At 71.1% G+C, this 18,457-nt stretch carries 20 protein-coding genes; 8 read left to right on the top strand and 12 right to left on the bottom strand.

Annotation, left to right across the window (positions count from 1 at the left end; translation table 11 throughout):
* The first annotated feature begins 42 nt into the window (after nt 1–42).
* Genes QSK39_RS06950 through QSK39_RS06940 form a run of 3 tightly spaced genes read left to right on the top strand, consistent with a single transcriptional unit; the run spans nt 43 to nt 2,644 of the window.
* Nucleotides 43–948 carry an aldose 1-epimerase family protein gene (locus QSK39_RS06950; protein ID WP_285476805.1) on the top strand — a complete coding sequence of 302 codons (906 nt, stop codon included), beginning with the start codon at nt 43–45 and terminating at the stop codon, nt 946–948.
* Nucleotides 915–1,406 carry a GNAT family N-acetyltransferase gene (locus QSK39_RS06945; RefSeq protein ID WP_285476804.1) on the top strand — a complete coding sequence of 164 codons (492 nt, stop codon included), beginning with the start codon at nt 915–917 and terminating at the stop codon, nt 1,404–1,406. Before QSK39_RS06950 ends, QSK39_RS06945 begins: the two co-directional genes overlap by 34 nt.
* A 20-nt stretch (nt 1,407–1,426) precedes the next feature.
* Nucleotides 1,427–2,644 (top strand): amidohydrolase, encoded by a 1,218-nt coding sequence (locus QSK39_RS06940; protein WP_285476803.1) that lies wholly within the window; start codon nt 1,427–1,429, stop codon nt 2,642–2,644.
* Between the two features lie 48 nt (nt 2,645–2,692).
* On the opposite strand, the gene QSK39_RS06935 is transcribed toward QSK39_RS06940, so the two are convergent.
* From QSK39_RS06935 to QSK39_RS06925, 3 genes are all read right to left on the bottom strand, one after another.
* Nucleotides 2,693–3,223, bottom strand: coding sequence for a Uma2 family endonuclease (locus QSK39_RS06935; protein WP_285476802.1), 531 nt, complete (start codon nt 3,221–3,223; stop codon nt 2,693–2,695).
* Between the two features lie 54 nt (nt 3,224–3,277).
* A complete protein-coding gene (locus tag QSK39_RS06930; protein ID WP_285476801.1) occupies nt 3,278–3,709 on the bottom strand; it encodes a Uma2 family endonuclease in 432 nt (143 codons plus the stop codon).
* A gap of 132 nt (nt 3,710–3,841) precedes the next feature.
* Nucleotides 3,842–4,978, bottom strand: a complete 1,137-nt coding sequence (locus tag QSK39_RS06925) for an acyl-CoA dehydrogenase family protein (RefSeq protein ID WP_285476800.1) — start codon at nt 4,976–4,978, stop codon at nt 3,842–3,844.
* Between the two features lie 102 nt (nt 4,979–5,080).
* Between QSK39_RS06925 and QSK39_RS06920 the strand changes: the two genes are divergently transcribed.
* From QSK39_RS06920 to QSK39_RS06905, 4 genes are all read left to right on the top strand, one after another.
* The gene (locus tag QSK39_RS06920; protein ID WP_285476799.1) at nt 5,081–5,662 is read left to right on the top strand and encodes a TetR/AcrR family transcriptional regulator; all 582 of its coding nucleotides are present in this window, start codon (nt 5,081–5,083) and stop codon (nt 5,660–5,662) included.
* Between the two features lie 41 nt (nt 5,663–5,703).
* A complete protein-coding gene (locus QSK39_RS06915; protein WP_285476798.1) occupies nt 5,704–6,645 on the top strand; it encodes a carbohydrate kinase family protein in 942 nt (313 codons plus the stop codon).
* A gap of 197 nt (nt 6,646–6,842) precedes the next feature.
* Complete coding sequence (locus QSK39_RS06910) at nt 6,843–8,159, top strand: citrate synthase (protein WP_285476797.1); 1,317 nt, start codon at nt 6,843–6,845, stop codon at nt 8,157–8,159.
* 63 nt (nt 8,160–8,222) lie between these two features.
* The gene (locus QSK39_RS06905; RefSeq protein WP_285476796.1) at nt 8,223–9,569 is read left to right on the top strand and encodes a cryptochrome/photolyase family protein; all 1,347 of its coding nucleotides are present in this window, start codon (nt 8,223–8,225) and stop codon (nt 9,567–9,569) included.
* Here the strand turns inward: QSK39_RS06905 and QSK39_RS06900 are convergent.
* The 8 genes from QSK39_RS06900 to QSK39_RS06865 form a co-directional block, all read right to left on the bottom strand.
* Entirely contained in the window at nt 9,559–10,749 is a 1,191-nt protein-coding gene (locus tag QSK39_RS06900; protein WP_285476795.1) for a glycosyltransferase, read from the bottom strand. The genes QSK39_RS06905 and QSK39_RS06900 overlap by 11 nt on opposite strands.
* Nucleotides 10,750–10,766: 17 nt before the next feature.
* Nucleotides 10,767–11,957 carry an ABC transporter permease gene (locus tag QSK39_RS06895; protein ID WP_285476794.1) on the bottom strand — a complete coding sequence of 397 codons (1,191 nt, stop codon included), beginning with the start codon at nt 11,955–11,957 and terminating at the stop codon, nt 10,767–10,769.
* Nucleotides 11,954–12,868: an ABC transporter ATP-binding protein gene (locus QSK39_RS06890; protein WP_285476793.1), complete on the bottom strand. Its 915-nt coding sequence runs from the start codon at nt 12,866–12,868 to the stop codon at nt 11,954–11,956. The genes QSK39_RS06895 and QSK39_RS06890 overlap by 4 nt, the downstream gene beginning before the upstream one ends.
* Nucleotides 12,861–13,028 carry a hypothetical protein gene (locus QSK39_RS06885; protein ID WP_285476792.1) on the bottom strand — a complete coding sequence of 56 codons (168 nt, stop codon included), beginning with the start codon at nt 13,026–13,028 and terminating at the stop codon, nt 12,861–12,863. Before QSK39_RS06885 ends, QSK39_RS06890 begins: the two co-directional genes overlap by 8 nt.
* Before the next feature lie 11 nt (nt 13,029–13,039).
* The gene (locus QSK39_RS06880) at nt 13,040–13,408 is read right to left on the bottom strand and encodes a hypothetical protein (protein WP_285476791.1); all 369 of its coding nucleotides are present in this window, start codon (nt 13,406–13,408) and stop codon (nt 13,040–13,042) included.
* Nucleotides 13,405–13,674, bottom strand: a complete 270-nt coding sequence (locus QSK39_RS06875; RefSeq protein WP_284742952.1) for a helix-turn-helix transcriptional regulator — start codon at nt 13,672–13,674, stop codon at nt 13,405–13,407. The genes QSK39_RS06880 and QSK39_RS06875 overlap by 4 nt, the downstream gene beginning before the upstream one ends.
* A 365-nt stretch (nt 13,675–14,039) precedes the next feature.
* A complete protein-coding gene (locus tag QSK39_RS06870) occupies nt 14,040–15,581 on the bottom strand; it encodes a glycerol-3-phosphate dehydrogenase/oxidase (RefSeq protein ID WP_285476790.1) in 1,542 nt (513 codons plus the stop codon).
* Nucleotides 15,578–16,141: a TetR/AcrR family transcriptional regulator gene (locus QSK39_RS06865; protein WP_285477953.1), complete on the bottom strand. Its 564-nt coding sequence runs from the start codon at nt 16,139–16,141 to the stop codon at nt 15,578–15,580. The genes QSK39_RS06870 and QSK39_RS06865 overlap by 4 nt, the downstream gene beginning before the upstream one ends.
* Nucleotides 16,142–16,238: 97 nt before the next feature.
* Here QSK39_RS06865 and QSK39_RS06860 point away from each other — a divergent pair, with 97 nt between their 5' ends.
* Nucleotides 16,239–17,855, top strand: coding sequence for an FAD-binding oxidoreductase (locus QSK39_RS06860; protein ID WP_502873246.1), 1,617 nt, complete (start codon nt 16,239–16,241; stop codon nt 17,853–17,855).
* Here the strand turns inward: QSK39_RS06860 and QSK39_RS06855 are convergent.
* Nucleotides 17,852–18,415 carry a gamma-glutamylcyclotransferase family protein gene (locus QSK39_RS06855; protein ID WP_285476789.1) on the bottom strand — a complete coding sequence of 188 codons (564 nt, stop codon included), beginning with the start codon at nt 18,413–18,415 and terminating at the stop codon, nt 17,852–17,854. The genes QSK39_RS06860 and QSK39_RS06855 overlap by 4 nt on opposite strands.
* Nucleotides 18,416–18,457 lie beyond the last annotated feature (42 nt).

Below are 18,457 nucleotides of genomic sequence, written 5' to 3'. Positions count from 1 at the left end.
GACGACCGGTCTAGTGAGTATGCGTCTCGGTAAGGTCGTCGCATGGGCAACCCGACCGGTCAGCAGTTCGAGATCACCCGCGGCAACGCGCGCGCCGTCGTCACCGAAATCGGCGCGGGGCTGCGCGCGTTCGAGGTCGGCGGAGTGCCGTACGTCGAGGAGTTCCCCGAAGACGCGAAGCCGCCGAAGGGGGCCGGGCAGGTGCTGCTGCCGTGGCCGAACCGGACCAAGGCCGGCAAGTGGACGTTCCAGGGCGAGGAGCAGCAGCTCGAGATCACCGAGGAGGCGCGCGGCAACGCCATCCACGGCCTGACCCGCCACCTCGAGTGGGAGCTGCTGGAGCACGCGGAGTCGTCGATCACCCTGGCCGTCGACGTCGAGGTGCGGCCGGGCTGGCCGGTGCCGCTGCGGGCGACGGTGACGTACGAGCTCGCGCCGCGCGAACTGACCGTCACCCACGAGATCCGCAACGAGGGCGAGCAGCCGATCGGCGTCGGCGTCGGGACGCACCCGTACTTCCGGATCGGCGACGTCCCGACCGACGAGCTGACCCTGACGCTGCCGGCGAGCCGCGTCCGGCCGTACCGGGGCGACGAGCAGATGCCGTACGCGCCGGAGCAGGACGTCGAGGGAACGGAGTACGACTTCCGCGCCGGCCGGGTGCTGGCGGGCGTCGACCTGGACACGGCGTTCGGCGGGCTCGCGGCGGCTCCGGACGGCTCGCACCACTTCGTCCTGGCCCACGAGGAGCAGCAGCTGCTGGTCTGGACCGGCCCGGACTTCCACTGGGCGCAGGTGTTCACCCCGGACGACCTGGTCGGCCGCGGCCGCGCGGTGGCGATCGAGCCGATGACCTGCCCGGCGGACGCGCTCAACACGGGCACGGATCTGATCGAGCTCGAGCCGGCGGCGTCGTGGTCGGGCAGCTGGGGCATCCGGGTCCGGTGAAGCGGCTCGGCGTCGCCGACGCGGGCGAAGTGCTGACGCTGCAACGCGCGGCGTACGTGACGGAGGCCCGCGCGCACGACGACTGGGACCTGCCGCCGCTGCTGGAGACCCTGGAGGAGACGCGGGCGGCGCTTTCGTCGTGTCTGTCCTGGGGGATCCGGGAGAACGGCCGGTTGGTCGCGTCGGTCCGCCTGTCGGTGACGGGCGAGGTGGGCGTGATCGGCCGGCTGGTGGTGGCACCGGACCGCCAGGGGTGCGGCCTGGGCGGCGGGCTGCTGGCCGCCGCGGAGTCGGCGGCGCCCGCGTCGGTGACGGTGTTCCGGTTGTTCACCGGGTCGAAGAGCGTCGGCCCGCTGCATCTGTACGCCAAGCACGGCTACCGCGAGACGCACCGGACGCCGGAGAACAACCACGAACTGGTGCACTTGGAGAAGGCCCGCGTGCGGCCGCCCGGGTGAGTTCGTTAGCGTGGCGAACTATGGCGAAGGCAATTGTCGGGGGCCATGTCGTCCCCATCGACGGTGATCCCATCGAAGGCGGCACGGTCCTGATCGACGACGGCAAGATCGTCGCGGTCGGTGCCGAGGCCGATGTCGACATCCCGGAGGACGCCGAACTGGTCGACGCGGCCGGCACCTGGGTGCTGCCCGGCTTCATCGACGCCCACGCGCACCTCGGCGTGCACGAGGAAGGCGAGGGCTGGGCCGGCAACGACACCAACGAGATGACCGACCCGAACGGCGCCCGCTTCCGCGCCATCGACGGCATCGACCCCTACGAGTCCGGCTTCGACGACGCACTGGCCGGCGGCGTCACGAGCGTCGTCATCAAGCCCGGGTCGGGCAACCCGATCGGCGGCCAGACGATCGGCGTCAAGACCTGGGGCCGCAGCATCCTCGACATGGTCTTCGCGGAGCACGTCAGCGTGAAGAGCGCGCTCGGCGAGAACCCGAAGCGCGTGTACGGGGAGAAGAAGCAGACGCCGTCGACCCGGCTGGGCGTCGCGGCGATCCTGCGCGAAGCGTTCACGAACGCCCGCAACTACCGGGCGAAGCGCGACCACGCGGCGTCCGAGGGCAAGCCGCACGACGTCGACCTGACGCTGGAGACGCTGGTCAAGGTCCTCGACGGCGAGCTGTACTGGGACCAGCACGTCCACCGCGCGGACGACATCGTGACGGCGCTGCGGCTGGCCGACGAGTTCGGCTACAAGCTGGTGGTCAACCACGGCACCGAGGGCCACCTGATCGCGGACCTGCTCGCCGAGCGCGACGTCCCGGTCATCCTGGGGCCGCTGTTCACCACGAAGTCCAAGGTGGAGGTGCGCAACCGCACGCTGCGGTCCGCGGGCATCCTGGCGCGGGCGGGCGTGAAGATCGCGATCACGACGGACCACCCGGTGATCCCGATCAACTTCCTGGTCTACCAGGCCGCCTTGGCGGTCAAGGACGGCCTCGACCCGGCGACGGCGCTGCGTTCGCTGACCGTCAACCCGGCCTCCATGCTGGGGCTGGACGGGCAGATCGGTTCGCTGAAGCCGGGCCTGGACGCGGACGTGGTGCTGTGGAGCGGCGACCCGCTCGATGTGATGAACCGCGCGCTTCGCGTGTTCGTCCGAGGCGACGAGGTGTACCACTTCGACGAGACGCTGGGCGAGGGCGTGTCGAAGGACCGCCGCTACCGCGAGACCCGCTGAGTTTCGGACGGCACGCCGGTAACCGGGCGGTTCCGGCGTGCCGTCCGATCATTCGAGGAGCGCGTCCAGGTCGATCTCGGCCGGGAACGGGATGTCGGTGGTGAAGGTGCCGGTCACCGCCGGCGCGTCGCGATAGCCCTGGCAGGCGACGAGGGTGACCACCGGCGCGGCGAGGTCGACGATCCAGTAGTGCGGGATGCCCGCGTCGGCGTACTCGTCGTGCTTCACGCGGTAGTCCGTGCGCCGGGAGCCGGCCGTCGCGATCTCGACGACCACCGCCACGTCGTCGGCGCGGATCGGCTCGCCGGCCGCTCGATCGAGGATCAGCAGGTCCGGCCGGCGGGCGAAGCCGGGCTCGCCGGTCGGCGCCAAGCCCAGGTCCAGGTCGGTGCCGAGGACGAACGCGAGGCCGCGCGGCAGTTGCCGTTCCAGCTGCCCGGCCAGCCGGCAGGTGGCCACGGTGTGCGCCCGCCCGGCCCCGGGCGAGGGGACGACACGGCCTTCCACGAGTTCGGTGAAGCCGCGGTCGCTTTCCCCGAGGGCGCGGTACTCCTCGACGGACAACAGCTGGTCGGGCATGCGAAAACGGTATCCGTCCCGCGGGTGGGACAGGGTTCGCTCGACCAGGTCGGGTCAGTCGAGCAGCGCGTCCAGGTCGATCTTGACCGGGAACGGGACGTCCGTGGCGAAGGTGCCGGTAACTGTGGTGGCGCCCCGGTAACCGTCGCAGGCGGTCAACGAGACCGGTCCGGTGATGTCGACGATCCAGTAGTGCGGGATACCGGCGTCGGCGTACTCGTCGCGCTTGACCCGGTAGTCGGTGCGCTTCGATGCCGGCGACACGACCTCGACCACCACGGCCACCTGACCGGCGCGAAGCATCTCCTCGTCACCGCGCGCAAGCGCGGCTTTGGAGGAAACCGACAAGTCGGGTCGACGCGAGAAACCAGGCCGGTCCGGGGGTGCCAGCTGCAAGTCGACGTCGATGCCGGGGATGACCCTCAGCTCGGGTGGCAGCTGAGGATCAAGCTGCCCGGCCAGCTGGAACGCGGCCCGGTTGTGCATCCGAGCGCCGCGTACTCCTCGACGGTCAGCAGGTGAACCGGAACTACGGGCATCTGCTTCCTCGCGCCGCTGGGCATCGAATCGGATGTCAACAACGCTATCTGCGCCAACCGTGTGGCAGAACTCGCTCGATCAGGCCTTCTTCAGCTCCCGCGCGATCACCAGCCGCTGGATCTGGTTCGTCCCCTCGAAGATCTGGGGCACCTTCGCCTCGCGCATGTACCGCTCCACCGGGAAGTCCCGCGTGTACCCCGCCCCACCCAGCACCTGGACCGCGTCCGTCGTCACCTTCATCGCGCCGTCCGTTGCCACCAGCTTCGCGATCGATGCCTGCCGCTGGAACGGCAGCCCGCGGTCACGGCGCCGCGCTGCCTCCAGGTAACAAGCCCGCGAGGACTCCACCGTTGCCGCCATGTCGGCCAGGAGGAACTCGATCCCCTGGAAGTCGATGATCGCGCGGCCGAACTGCGAACGTCCCTTCGCGTACGTCACCGCTTCGTCCAGCGCCGCCTGGGCCAGCCCCACCGCGCACGCCGCGATCCCGAGCCGGCCCGAACTCAATGACGACAACGCGATCCGCAGCCCGTCGCCCGGCGCGCCCAGCAGCCGGGACGACGGCACCCGCGCGCCGTCGAAAACCAGCTGGGCCGTCGGGGACCCCGTGAGGCCCATCTTGCGCTCGCGTGGCGCGGCCGACAGACCCTCAGACGACGAAGGAACCAGCAGGCACGAGATCTCTTCCGCGCCCGTGCGGACCATCGTCGTGTAGAAGTCCGCCACCCCCGCGTGCGTGATCCACGCCTTCGTGCCGTTCACGACGTAGTCCGAGCCGTCGAGACGCGCTCGCGTCGTGAGGGCCGCCGCGTCCGAGCCCGCCTGTGTCTCCGACAGCGCGTACGCACCCAGCAGTGACCCTTCGAGCATCTCCGGGAGCCACTCGCCGCGCTGCTCGTCCGTGCCGTACTCCGCCAGCGCGTAGCAGGACATCGTGTGCACCGACAGCCCGACGCCGACCGTCATCCACGCCGTCGCGATCTCCTCGAGCGCCTGCAGGTACACCTCGTACCGCACGTCGCCGCCGCCCCAGCGCTCCGGATACGGCAGGCCCAGCAGGCCGGACTTGCCCAGCAGGCGGAACTGCTCACGCGGGAACTGCTCGGCCTCTTCGGCCGCCGCCGCGCGCGGGGCGAGCTCGTCGCGGGCGATCTCCCTGGCCAGCGCGACCAGGTCCTCGGCGTCCGAATCCGGCAGCAGGCGTTCGGCGGGCATCGGTGTCCTCCAAAAGCGGTACTGAAAACAGTACTGTGGGCTCGATTAGAGTACAGTACGACGGGCCTGGGGTGGCCGGAAGACGTAGGAGATAGTGAGCCGATGCCCCCCGAACCCCGCCGACGGCCGACCGCGCGCCAGCGCGCCCTGCTCGGTGACCTCGAGGCGCTCTTCCTGGCCGAGGGCTTCGCGGACTTCACCCTCGACGACCTCGCCGGCCGCCTGCGCTGCTCGAAGTCGACGCTCTACGCCCTCGCGCCCAGCAAGGAGCAGCTCGCCGTCAAGGTCGTCACCCACTTCTTCCGGGGTGCCGGCGAGCGGATCGAGGAGCGGATCGGCGGGATCGACGACGCCCGCAAGCTCATCGGGGAGTACCTGGCCGGCGTCGCCGAGCACCTGAACCGGGCGTCGCCGTCGTTCATGCGCGACCTCGCCGAGTTCGGCCCGGCCCGCGAGGCCTACCAGGTCAACAGCCGGTTCGCGGCCCAGCGGCTCCGGCAGTTCATCGACAAGGGCGTCGCCGACGGCGTCTTCCGGGACGTCCACGCCCGGCTCGTGGCCGAGATGACCGGGCTGATCATCGAAGGCATCCAGACCGGGGTGCTCGGCCAGCGGATCGACGTCTCCGACGCCGAAGCGTTCACCGCTCTGGGTGAACTCCTGCTCGGCGGGCTGAACAAATAGCGGACAGGAATTGTCAGCCTGAACTCCACTAAACTCCCGGCGTGATCGTCGTAGGCGGAGAAGCTCTGGTCGACCTGGTTCCCGGCGACCCCCTGGATTCCACTGTGGACGGTGGGCTGCGCGCGCTGCTGCCGCGGCTCGGCGGCGGGCCGTACAACGTCTCGCTGGCGGCCGGCCGCCTCGGCGTGCCGACGGCTTTCCTCTCGCGCGTGTCCACCGACCGCTTCGGCGACGCGATGGTCGACCGCCTGCACGCTTCGGACGTCGACACGTCGCTGCTGCAGCGCGGCGACGAGCCGACGACGCTCGCCGTCGTCGCGCTCGACGCGAAGGGCGCCGCGCGCTACACGTTCTACGTCGAGGGCACGGCGGACCGGCTCGTCGCCGACCCAGGACCGCTGCCGGAGAACGTGACCGCGCTCTCCCTGGGCACCCTCGGGATGGTTCTCGAGCCCGGCGCGTCGGCGTACGAGGCGATGCTGCGGCGCGAGGCCGCGCGCGGCGTGCTGACCGTCCTCGACCCCAACATCCGCGAGGCGCTCATCACCGATCCGGCCGCCTACCGCGCCCGGTTCGCGTCCTGGCTGCCGGACGTCCGGCTGCTCAAGATCTCCGACGACGACGCCGCGTGGCTCACCGAAGGCGCCGACCCGGTCGCCGCCGCGAAGACGTGGATCGAGTCCGGTGTGGACGCCGTGGTGCTCACCCGGGGCGCCGACGGCGTCGCGGTGATCACCGCCGCAGGTGAGCTGGCCCACGTGCCGTCGCGGAAGGTGACCGTGGTCGACACCATCGGCGCCGGCGACACCGTCCAGGGCGCCCTGCTGGCCTGGCTGCACACCCGCGACGTCACCGACCTGGCCTCTCTCGACGCCGGGGCGTGGCGCGAGGCGCTGGAATTCGCGGCGAAAGCGGCATCGATCACGGTTTCCCGGAGCGGGGCCGAGCCGCCCACGTCCGCCGATATGGCGGCCACCGTGTGAACCTGGTCCCAAAGGGGCACCCAGGAGCAACGCCACCGCTGCGCGAACACACGTTCCTCGACTAGCGTAGAGGGGCATTCTTCATACCCCAGCGGGGCGGTGTGCAGCGAGGCGCCAGTGTTTCCTCGCGTTAACACTCGGCTACCTGTGGAACCCGCAGGCGCCGCCGCCCCGTGCCGAACGTGAGAGGGACTTGCATGTCCGACGCGACGACTGCGGGGCAGTCCGGCGGCGAAACCGCGAAGCTGACCCTGCCGAGTGGCGAGCACGAGTTCAAGATCGTCCACCCGGTCGAGGGCGCGCCCGGGATCGAACTGGGGAAGCTGCTGGCGCAGACGGGGTACATCACCTACGACCCCGGTTTCGTCAACACCGGCGCCGCGTCGTCCGCCATCGCCTACATCGACGGTGACGCCGGGATCCTCCGCTACCGCGGTTACCCGATCGAGCAGCTGGCCGAGAAGTCGACCTTCGTCGAGGTCTCGTACCTCCTGATCTACGGCGAGCTGCCGACCGAGGCCCAGCTGGCCGACTTCACCGAGAAGATCCAGCGCCACACGCTGCTGCACGAGGACCTGAAAGCGTTCTTCAGCGGCTTCCCGCGCGACGCGCACCCGATGCCGGTGCTGTCCAGCGCGGTCTCGGCGCTGTCGACCTTCTACCAGGATTCGCTCGACCCGTTCGACGAGCCGAACGTGGAGCTGTCCACCATCCGGCTGCTCGCCAAGGTCCCGACCCTGGCCGCCTACGCGTACAAGAAGTCCGTCGGCCAGCCGCTGCTGTACCCGGACAACTCGCTGGGCCTGGTCGAGAACTTCCTGCGCATGACGTTCGGCTTCCCGGCCGAGCCGTACGAGGTCGACCCGGACATCGCGAAGGCGCTCGACCTGCTGTTCATCCTGCACGCCGACCACGAGCAGAACTGCTCGACCTCGACCGTGCGCCTGGTCGGCTCCTCCGAGGCGAACCTGTTCGCGTCGATCTCGGCCGGCATCAACGCGCTCTTCGGCCCGCTGCACGGCGGCGCGAACGCGGCGGTCCTCGACATGCTCGAGGGCATCCAGCGCGACGGCGGCGACGTCGCCAAGTTCGTGGAGCGGGTGAAGAACAAGGAAAAGGGCGTGAAGCTGATGGGCTTCGGGCACCGGGTCTACAAGAACTACGACCCGCGCGCGAAGATCATCAAGAACACCGCCGACGAGATCCTCGGCAAGCTGAAGGGCGGCGACCAGCTGCTCGACATCGCCAAGAAGCTCGAAGAGACCGCCCTTTCCGACGACTACTTCGTCGAGCGCAAGCTGTACCCGAACGTGGACTTCTACACCGGCCTGATCTACCGGGCGCTGGGCTTCCCGACGAAGTTCTTCACGGTGCTGTTCGCGCTCGGCCGCCTGCCGGGCTGGATCGCGCACTGGCGCGAGATGATCAACGACCCGGCCACCAAGATCGGCCGCCCGCGGCAGATCTACACCGGCCACGCTTCGCGGGACTACACCCCGATGTCGGAGCGCTAACGGCTCACCCTGGTCAGCGCCCCGTCGTGCACCTGCACGGCGGGGCGCTTATCGTTGGGCGTCGTGACCAAAGAAGCACCCGTCGTCCTGTGGTTCCGTCGCGACCTGCGGCTGGGCGACCACGCCGCCTTGCTCGAAGCCTCCAAGCACAGCAAGCACGTCCTCGCGCTGTACGTCCTCGACGAGGCGCTGCTGAAGCCGGGCGGCGCGCCGCGAGAGGCGTTCCTCTACGGGTGCCTGGAGAAGCTGGACGAGCAGCTCGGCGGCCGGCTGATGCTGGTGCGCGGCGAACCGGCGGCCGAGGTCGTGAAGGCCGCGAAGAAGATCGGCGCCGCGGCGGTGCACGTCAGCGCGGACACCGGGCCCTACGGCCGCCGCCGGGACGCCGAAGTCGCGAAAGCGCTGGCGGAGAACAACATCGACTGGGTCGAGACGGGCTCGTCGTACGCCGTCACGCCGGGGCGCGTCACCAAGCCGGACGGCGATCCCTACCGCGTCTTCACGCCGTTCTTCCGGGCCTGGACCGCGCACGGGTGGCGCGGGCCCGCCGACACCGGACCGTCCCTTGTGGACTGGGTGGAACCGCCGCGCTCGCTGAAGATCCCCAAGCCGCCCAAGGTTTCCGCGACGCTGCCCGAGCCGGGTGAGCAGGCCGCGCTCGACGCCTGGCACGCGTTCCTGGACGACGGCATCGAAACCTACGACTCCGATCGCGATCGTCCCGACCGGGAAGGCACCACGCGGCTTTCGCCGTACCTGCGCTGGGGTTGTGTCCACCCGCGGACGCTGCTGGCCGACCTGGAGGGTGACGACCGCGTCGGCGCGAAGTCGTTGCGCAGTGAGTTCTGCTGGCGCGAGTTCCACGCCGACGTCCTGTGGCACCGCCCGGAAACCGCGCGCAAGAACTACGACAAGCGGTTCGACGGGATGAAGCACGACGACGACCGCGAGGCCTTCGAGCGCTGGTGCGAGGGCAAGACCGGCTACCCGATCGTCGACGCCGGGATGCGGCAGCTGCTGGCCGAGGGCTGGATCCACAACCGCGTCCGGATGGTCGTCGCGAGCTTCCTGGTGAAGGACCTGCACCTGCCGTGGTGGCTCGGCGCGCGGCACTTCATGAAGCACCTCGTCGACGGCGACCTCGCGTCCAACCAGCTGAACTGGCAGTGGGTCGCCGGCTCCGGCACGGACGCGGCGCCGTACTTCCGGATCTTCAACCCGACGACGCAGGGGGAGAAGTTCGACCCGAACGGCGACTACGTCCGCAAGTACGTGCCGGAGCTGCGCACGGTCGCGGGCAAAGCTGTCCACAAGCTGAAGGACCGCCCGAAGGAGTATCCGGAGCCCATGGTCGACCACGCCCACGAGCGCCAGGTTTCCTTGGAGCGGTACGGGAAGATCACTTCATAGCGTCGAGGACCAGCTGCGCCGCCACGTCCGCGCCGTCGGTCCGGATCGTGGCAGCGACGGCGGCCGCCCGCTCCCGGGCGGCCAGGGCCGTCTCGAGCGCGGCCGAGAGGGATTCGAAGGTCGGCACCGGGCCGTCGTGCGCCGCGCCGATGCCCAGCTCGGCGACGCGACCGGCCCAGTACGGCTGGTCGCCGTTCTGCGCGACGACCACCTGGGGCGCGCCCGAGCGGGTGGCCGTCGTCGTCGTTCCCGCGCCGCCGTGGTGGACGACGGCGGCGCACCGGCGGAACAGGGCCTGGTGGTTGACCTCGCCGACGACGAAGCAGTCGCCGCGGTCGTCCGTCAGGCCCAGATCGGCCCAGCCCTGGCCGATGACAGCGCGGCGGCCCTGCGCCCGGATCACCTCGACGACGACCTCGGCACCACGGGGTGTCGTGCTGCCGAAGCCCGCGTACACCGGTGGTTCGCCGGCGTTCAGGAACGCTTCCAGCTCGGCCGGGAGCGGGCGCTCGTCCGGCACGATCCACGCGCCCGTCTGCACGACGTCGAGGTCGGCGGTCTCCTGCCACGGGTCGAGGACCGGGTCCGACGCCAGCAGCGGGTGGTCGCCGAGCACGTAACCGAGGACGCTGTCCACCGGCGGCAGGCCGTGCGCCGCGCGCTGGGTGTCGAGGGCCGTCTTGAACAGCCTGTCGATGTTCTCGGCTTCCCGCTTCCACAGCGCCCGATTGTCCGTCTCCGGCGGCAGCGCCAGGCCGGCGTGCGTCAGCCGCGGCGGGTGGTGCGGTGTCGGCAGGGTGAGCTGCTGGAACGTCGCGTACCGGTACGGGATCCCCCGCAGCTCGGCCACCGACCGCGCGGCGGCGACGGCGGGCACCAGGCCGGTCGCCACCACCGCGTCGCACCCGTCGGCACCCGCGGCGAACTGCGCGGCGATCAGCTCGGCCGCGCGTTCGGGGAGACCTTTCGCCGTCGGCGGCTTCGCCCCGGTCACCAGCGGCCGCACGGCCTGCCCGACCGGCACCACCTCGACACCGGCGCCCGCCAGGCGCCGCGCGAACTCGTCGTCGGGCGGGGCGCACACCCGCACCTCGACGCCGTGCTCCCGCACCTTCATCGCGAGCGCCACCAGCGGCTCGACGCCCCCGCGCGAGTCGTACCCGGACAACAGAACACGCACTTCGGTCACTCCCCGGGTCAGCCGCGCAGGGCTTCCGACAGCTTGATGCGGCTGCCGATGCGCAGCACGCTGTTGCCGTAGATCTTCCCGCCCAGCCAGGTGAGCAGCGCGACCAGCAAGGCCGTCAGCCCGAGCGACAGCGCGATCTCCCAGCCCGCCGCCGCGCCGGTCGCGATCCGGGCCGGCATCAGGATCGGGGAGAACAGCGGAACCAGCGAGATGGCCTTCGTCGCGGTGCCGGACGGGTCCTGCAGCAGCAGGTTGAACCCGGTGACGAACCCGACGATCAGCACGATGTTGAGCGGCCCGACCACCGACTGCGTGTCCTCCTGCCGCGACACCAGCGACCCCAGCGCGCCGTAGATGGTGGCGTACAACAGGAAGCCGAGCAGGTACCAGAGCAGGCCCCACAGCATCGCGCCGGTGGCGAAGCCGGACAGCGTGAACACCCCGGTCACCGACGCCGCGACCAGCCCGGCCGCGGCCAGGATCACCAGCTGCGTCAGCCCGACCAGGCCGAGCCCGATCACCTTGCCCAGCAGCAGCTGCCACGGCCGCACGCTGGCGAGCAGGATCTCCACGACCCGGCTCGACTTCTCTTCGACGACGCCCTGGGCGACCATCATCCCGTAGGTGATGATGCTGATGTAGAGCAGGAACGCGACGATCAGCCCGACGACGAGCCGCTGCGTGTGGTCCGCCGGCTCCGGCGAGATCGGGTCGTCCTGCACGTGCGTGCCGTCGACCTGGGCCATCACGTCGGCCGGTTCGAGCTGCGCGGACGACAGCACGCCGTCGAGCACCTGCTGCTGTGCGACCTGGTCGAGCACCTTGCGCAGCTGGTCGTCCAAAGAGGACTTGTAGGTGGCGGTCAGCTTCGCGGCGCTGCCCGAGACGAGCGCGTCGAGGTCGCCGTCCTCGACCTGCTTGCGGCCCTCGGCCGGGTCGGTGACGGTGACCGTGGAGATCTGCCTGCCGGACTGCGCGGCTTCGACCTGCAGCTGCTGCGCGATCCCGGTCGCCTGGCCGGTGAGCCCGACCGTGCTCTTGTCCGCCTTGCCCGCCAGCGACGTCTGGAAGCCGACGTACCCCAGCAGCAGCACCAGCATCACGACGGTGCCGATGACGAACGAACGGGTGCGCAGGCGCGTGTTCAGCTCGCGCTTCATCACGAGCCAGACGGCCCGCCGGCCGCTCAACGTCCTCATCGCCGGACCCCCTCGTCGGAGACTGCGTCGCGGAACAGCTCGGTCAGCGACCGGCGACGGCGGCTGAACTCGGTGACCGGCCCGGTGGCCAGCGCCGCGGCGAGCACGGCCTGGTCGTCCGCGCTCGGTTCGAGGTCGAGCACGGCAGTGGTGCCCTGGGTTTCCAGGACGCGCACGCCGGGCAGGCCCGCGGCCCAGCCTTCCGGCGCGTTCGGCGCGGTGACGACGAGCTTGCTGCTCGCGCCGGCGGTCAGCTCGCCGACGGTGCCGACGGCGACCATCCGGCCGGCGCGGATGATCCCGACCCGGTCGCACAGCCGCTCGACGAGGTCGAGCTGGTGACTGGAGAAGACGACCGGGACGCCGGCCGCGGCCTTCTCGCGCAGGACGCCGCTCATGACGTCGACGGCCAGCGGGTCGAGGCCGGAGAACGGTTCGTCGAGCACCAGCACGGCCGGGTCGTGCACCAGCGCGGCGGCCAGCTGGACGCGCTGCTGGTTGCCGAGGCTGAGTTTCTGCACCTCGTCCTTGCGGCGCTCGGCGAGGCCGAGCCTGCTGATCCAGTTCTCGGCGTTGCGGTGGGCCTCGTTCGCGCTGAGGCCGTGCAGTTCGGCGAGGTAGATCAGCTGCTCGAGGACCTTCATCTTCGGGTAGAGCCCGCGTTCTTCGGGCATGTAGCCGATGTGGGTCCGGGCTTCGTGCGTGATCTTCTCGCCGCGGAACCGGACCTCGCCGGCGTCGGCGGCCAGCACCCCCAGCGCGATCCGCATGGTGGTGGTCTTGCCGGCGCCGTTGCTGCCGACGAAGCCGAACAGCTCGCCGCCGCGGACGTCGAACGTGACGCCGTCGAGCGCGACCTTCGCGCCGTAGCGTTTGGAGATCCCGTCGATCTCCAGTGTCCCCTCAGGCATTCCCCATCCCCTCCGCGAAGTCTTCGGGGTCGTCGTCCGGCAGCGACCAGCCCAGCACGATGGTCGGGATCGTCGTGCCGGTGACCAGGAGCGCGGACAGCATCATGGCGCCGCGGAAGCCGCCGTCGGCGGTGTCGGCGACCACGACGCAGTAGATCATCGCGACGATCATCAAGTAGCTGAGGAGCTGGAAGCCGACGTAGGTGACGCGGTGGCGCCACTCGCGCTTGCGTTCGTCCAGCAGCCGCGAGAACCGCCGCTCATCCGGCCGGTGAGGATCCGCAGCAGCACGAAGGTGGTGCCGCCGAGGACGATTCCGGCGGCCCAGAGCGTGCCGAAGAGGCGGTCATCGGCCGTGGTGAAGACCGCCGCGCCGGTGATCAGCACGAGATCGGCGAGCGCCAGCACAGCGGTGAGGGTCCGGCGGCGCCGGCGCGTGCGCCAGCCCGGCAGCCGCCGCGAGTGCCGCAGCTCGCGTTCGTCCATCTTGTCCAGCTTGCGTTCCCAGTAGGCCGCGAGCCGGCCCGGTTGCTCGGTCATGCTCCCCCCTCGCGGTAGACCTGAGTGGACAGTGGCGTGAACGGCGCGCGGCTGAACACCGCTTCGACGGGAAGGTCGAAGACCGCGCAGATCCGGAAGGCCAGGTCCAGGCTCGGATAGTGATCGCCCCGTTCGAGAGCGCCGATGGTTTGAGGATTGACCTCGACGGCGTTCGCGAGCGCGGCCCTGCTCAGCCCGCGCTCCGCTCGAAGCACGGGAAGCCGGTTGTAGATCGGCAGCTCCTTGCCGCGTCTGACCGGGCTCATGGGGTAACTGTTGCAAAAACCCAACGGGTCGTCAAGTTAAGTCGACATCAAGTCGGGTTGTGCACAGGGTTGCCGGGATGTGGAGAAGCCCGGTCCCGGGTTGCGGGGACGGGGTTGCTGTCGGTGGCCGCCGATAGACTGGAGCTGGGCACGGCCCCCAGGGTCGGGAGGGGCTGTGTCGGGCGGGGCAGGCTGGGGCTGGGGCAGCATGGTCGAGGTCGCGAACGAGTCAGTGGGGCACTGCCCCGTGGTCAAGTCGCTGCTGGTGCGCCGCCAACTGTCCCGATCTCGCCGAGCCCGCGCCGGGGAAGAGTGGGCTGCCGCCGACACTGCGATCCCGCGCGAGGCGTGAGGCGCATCGTGGCTCAGGCGAGGCCGGCGAGCGACTTGTCGACAAGCTCCGCGACCCGCGCCGCCGCGGCCTCCGCGTCCGAGGGGATCAATGCCAGCCTGGTCCGGCGCTCCAGTACGTCCGCGACATCCAGCGCCCCCTCGTTGCGGACCGCCCACACCACCTCGGCCGCCGTGATGTCCGAGCCCGGGGCCACCGGGGCTGCGAACTCCGCGTCCAGCTCGCCCAACGCCGCGACGCGCGGGGCCTCCGTGCCGTATCGGGCCACCAGCCGAGGCGCAGCGTCCACAAGGGACAACTCTGCCCGCGAAGCCGCTCCGAGCAACGGCAATCGCGCGGTCCGGCAGGGCGAAGCCGACAAGCCGGCCAGGCGGACCGCCGAGTCGACCGCGTCCTCCGCCATCCGGCGGTACGTCGTCAGCTTGCCGCCTACCACCGTCAGCAGCCCGTCCGAACCCGCCAGCACCGCGTGCTTGCGGGACAAGTCGGCCGAGCGGCCGCCCGTTCCCTCGATCAGCGGGCGCAAGCCGGCGTACGAGCCGGCCACGTCGGAGCGGGTCAGCGGGCGAGCCAGCACCGTCGATGCCAACGACAGCAGGAAGTCCACGTCGGACTCGGGAACCACTGGCACGTCAGGGATCGCACCCGAAACGGGCTCGTCCGTGAGTCCCAAGTAGACGCGGCCGTCCGGCTGGGGGAGCAGGAACACGAACCGGTTGGTCTCGCCCGGTACCCCGATGTTCACCGACGTCGTGCCCATCGGCACCGTCCCCGGCGCGAGCACCAGGTGTGACCCCAGCGACGGCCGCAACCGCACCGAGCCGGTCAGCGTCCCGGCCCACACGCCCGTCGCGTTGATCACCTGGCGGGCGTGGATCTCCAGCGTGTCGCCCGAAATGCCGTCGACGGCCGTGACCCGGTCCGCGGAAACCGCGGAAGCCGAAAGCCGCGTCAGGATCCGCGCGCCGAACGATGCTGCCGTCCGGGCCAGGGAAACCACCAGGCGCGCGTCGTCGACCAACGCGCCGTCGTAGGCCAGCAAGGCGCCGCGCAGGCCGACCGGGGAAAGGCCGGGCGCCAGCGCCAACACCTCCGCGACCGGGATCGAGCGCGGCCGCGGCAGGACCGATGACGGCGTCCGCGCGGCGCGGCGGAGGGCGTCGCCGGCTCGCAAGCCCGCCGCCACCAGGGCCTGCTGCGCCCGGGATGTGCTGGGGTACAACGGGAACAGCTGCGGCATCGCCCGCGTGAGGTGCGGGGCCGTGCGCGTCATCAGGATGCCGCGCTCGACCGCGCTCTCGTGCGCCAGGCCGAACTCGCCGTGCGCCAGGTAGCGCAAGCCGCCGTGCACGAGCTTCGACGACCAGCGGGACGTCCCGAAGGCCAGGTCGTGCGCCTCGACGAGCGCCACCGACAGCCCGCGCGAAGCCGCGTCCAGGGCGATGCCCGTGCCGGTCACGCCGCCGCCGACCACGACGACGTCGACGCGCTCGCCCGCCGCCAGCTCCGCGAGCTCGCGTTCGCGGCGCCGCGCGTTGAGCGAGCCGGACGTCATGGCTTCAGCGCCGCGTCGAGCACGTGGGTGAACTCCGCCAGCAGCGCCGCTTCGCCGACGTCCGCCGTGGCCGGCCGCAGCGAGAACGCGAACGACTGCACCACCAACAGCACCGACCGGGACTGCGCCGCGACCGGCGCCCGCCGGATCGACCCGTCCTGGTGGCCGGCCTCCAGCAGCTGGTGCAGCGCCGCCTCGGCGAACTTCTGCGTCGCGCCCAGCCGCTCCACGATGTACGGCAGGACCAGCTCGGGGTCGACGTCGAGCAGCGTGCGGAACAGCGGGTCGGCCGCCAGCGCGCGGACGCCGGCCGACGCGATGAGCACCAGCCGTTCGCGGCTGTTCGCGGCGTCGGCACCGCGTTCGCTCGCCGTGCGCAGCAGCCCGCTGAACTCGCGGGTCATCAGCGCCGCGAGCACGCTGCGGACGTCGGGGAAGCGGCGGTAGACCGTCATCCGGCTGACACGGGCGGTGCGGGCGATTTCGGCGAGTGTGGTGCGGCGCACACCGACGGCCAGCACGCACGAGCGCGCGGCGTCGAGCAGCACGTCATCGGCCACTCTCGTCGCCGTCTGGCGGCTGCGGGTGTCCGCGAGCGCGGACGATCCCGCGGTCTCCATAGTGTGACGTTTCACGTCCATGTGTCACACTGTATCGGTGAACGCGCTCATTGACCACCGCCTTCGACGGTCCTGGACCCCGGAAGCCGCCGACGCCGCCCTGCCCGCGCGGGCGGCCAAGTGGCTTGAACAGCGTATAGGCCAGACGACTCCCGGTGCTGCCCCAGCCGGAAATTTGCCGGTGGAAATACCGTCACCGAAACTGGACGAATCTGCTGTCGCGGCCTTGTCCGAAGTGGTCGGCGCGGAGAACGTGCTGGTAGAGGACGAGGCCAGGCTGGCGCGCGCGACCGGGCTGTCCTACCTCGACTTGCTGCGCCGCCGGTCGCCTTCCGCGGACTTCCCGGTGCCCGACGCGGTCGTGCTGCCCGCGGACCCCGACGAGGTCCAGGCCGTGCTCGACGCCTGCGTCAAGCACGACGTCGGGGTGGTGCCCTTCGGCGGCGGCACCTCGGTCGTCGGCGGGGTCGCGGCGCTGCGCGGCGACAAGACGTCGGTGATCGCGCTCGACCTCGTCCGGCTCGACGCGCTGGTGTCGGTCGACGCGGAGTCGCGCCTGGCCGTCCTGCAGGCCGGCGTCCGCGGTCCCGAGGCCGAACGCCTCCTCGCCGAGCACGGACTGACGCTCGGGCACATCCCGCAGTCGTTCGAGCGGGCCACCATCGGCGGCTTCGCGGCGACACGCTCGGCCGGCCAGGCGTCCTCGGGCTACGGGCGCTTCGAAGACATGGTCAAGGGCGTCCGGCTGGCCACCCCGCGCGGCGAGTGGAAGCTCGGCGTCGCACCGGCGTCGGCGGCCGGGCCGGATCTGCGCCAGCTCGCGGTCGGCAGCGAAGGAACGCTCGGCGTGATCACCGAGGTGGCGCTGCGGGTGCGCCCGGCGCCGCCGGTCAAGCGGTACGAGGGCTATGCGCTGCCGAGCTGGGAGGCGGGCCGGGAGGCCGTCCGCGACCTCGCGCAGAACCACGCGCTCGCCGACGTCACCCGGCTGTCCGACGGGGACGAAACCGAAGTCTCCCTGGCGCTGAACGCCGGTCTCAAGACGACGGTGCTGCGCAAGTACCTGGCCGCCCGCGGGGTGCGCCGGCCGTGCTTCCTCATCGTCGGCTGGGAAGGCACCGCGCACGACGTGGCGCTGCGCCGCCGTGAGACGGCGCGCCGGCTGAAGGCCTCGGGTGCCGTGCGCGTCGGCAAGGCGCTCGGCGAGTCCTGGCGGCACGGCCGGTTCGCCGGGCCCCGGCAGCGGGATGTCCTGATGGACCAGGGGGTCTGCGTCGAGACGCTGGAGACGGCGGCCTACTGGTCCACTGTGGATGAACTGCGGGACGACGTCCGCGCGGCGATCACCGCGTCCCTGGGCCGGTCGATCGTGATGTGCCACATTTCGCACGCGTACGAAACGGGCGCGTCGCTGTACTTCACGGTCCTGACGGCGCGCGATGACGCCGACCCGGTCGGCCAGTGGCAGCGCGCGAAGGCGGCGGCGTGCGAGGCGATCACCGGGCTGGGCACGATTTCCCACCACCACGCCGTCGGCGTCGACCACGCGCCGTACCTGAAGGCGGAAATCGGCTCGCTCGGCGTGGAAGTGTTGCGCGCGGCGAAGTCGGCGGTCGACCCGACCGGGATCCTCAACCCGGGGAAGCTGGTCTAGGGGAAGGTGTGCCCGTCCGGCCGTGCGACGACCTCGCAGGCCACGCCCGGACCGCCGGCGGGTTCGCCGTGCAGTTCGACCGCCTGCGCCTGCGGGACGTCGGCCGTGCGGACCGGCTTGCCGTCGACCAGCAGCGGGTAGCGGATGGGCACCGCGCCGATGTAGGCCAGCACGTCGGTCACCGGGCTGCCGTCCTCGAGTGTGATGCGCGGTCCGGTGAGCCGGACCAGGTGGTAGCGGTTGCCGCGGCCTTCGCAGACGTCCAGCACCGCGAGCTGGTCCGGGGTCACGAACCAGAGGGCGTGCTCCTCGACGCCCGGCAGCGCGGTGAGCGTCGCGGGGCGCTGGCCGTCGCGGTAGCGCAGGCCGGCCGCCCACACCGCGGCGAGGCCGTCGCAGCGGGCGTGCGCCACCACGACCGGGCCCGCCAGCCCCAGTTCGGCGCGCATCCAGCTGATCTTCGACGGGTTCGCGTTGGAGCCGTAGGCGAGGACGGCCTGCCTGTCCCGCCAGCCCGCGGGCGCGGTGTCCAGCGGGTGGCCGGCGCCGTTTTCGTGCACGAAGGAGCAACCCGGCCGGGTCCCCGGGTAGGGGTCGGCCGG

This window comes from Amycolatopsis sp. NBRC 101858, from assembly GCF_030269325.1.
GTDB lineage: Bacteria > Actinomycetota > Actinomycetes > Mycobacteriales > Pseudonocardiaceae > Amycolatopsis > Amycolatopsis ponsaeliensis.
This window is presented reverse-complemented; position numbering and strand designations above follow the sequence as displayed.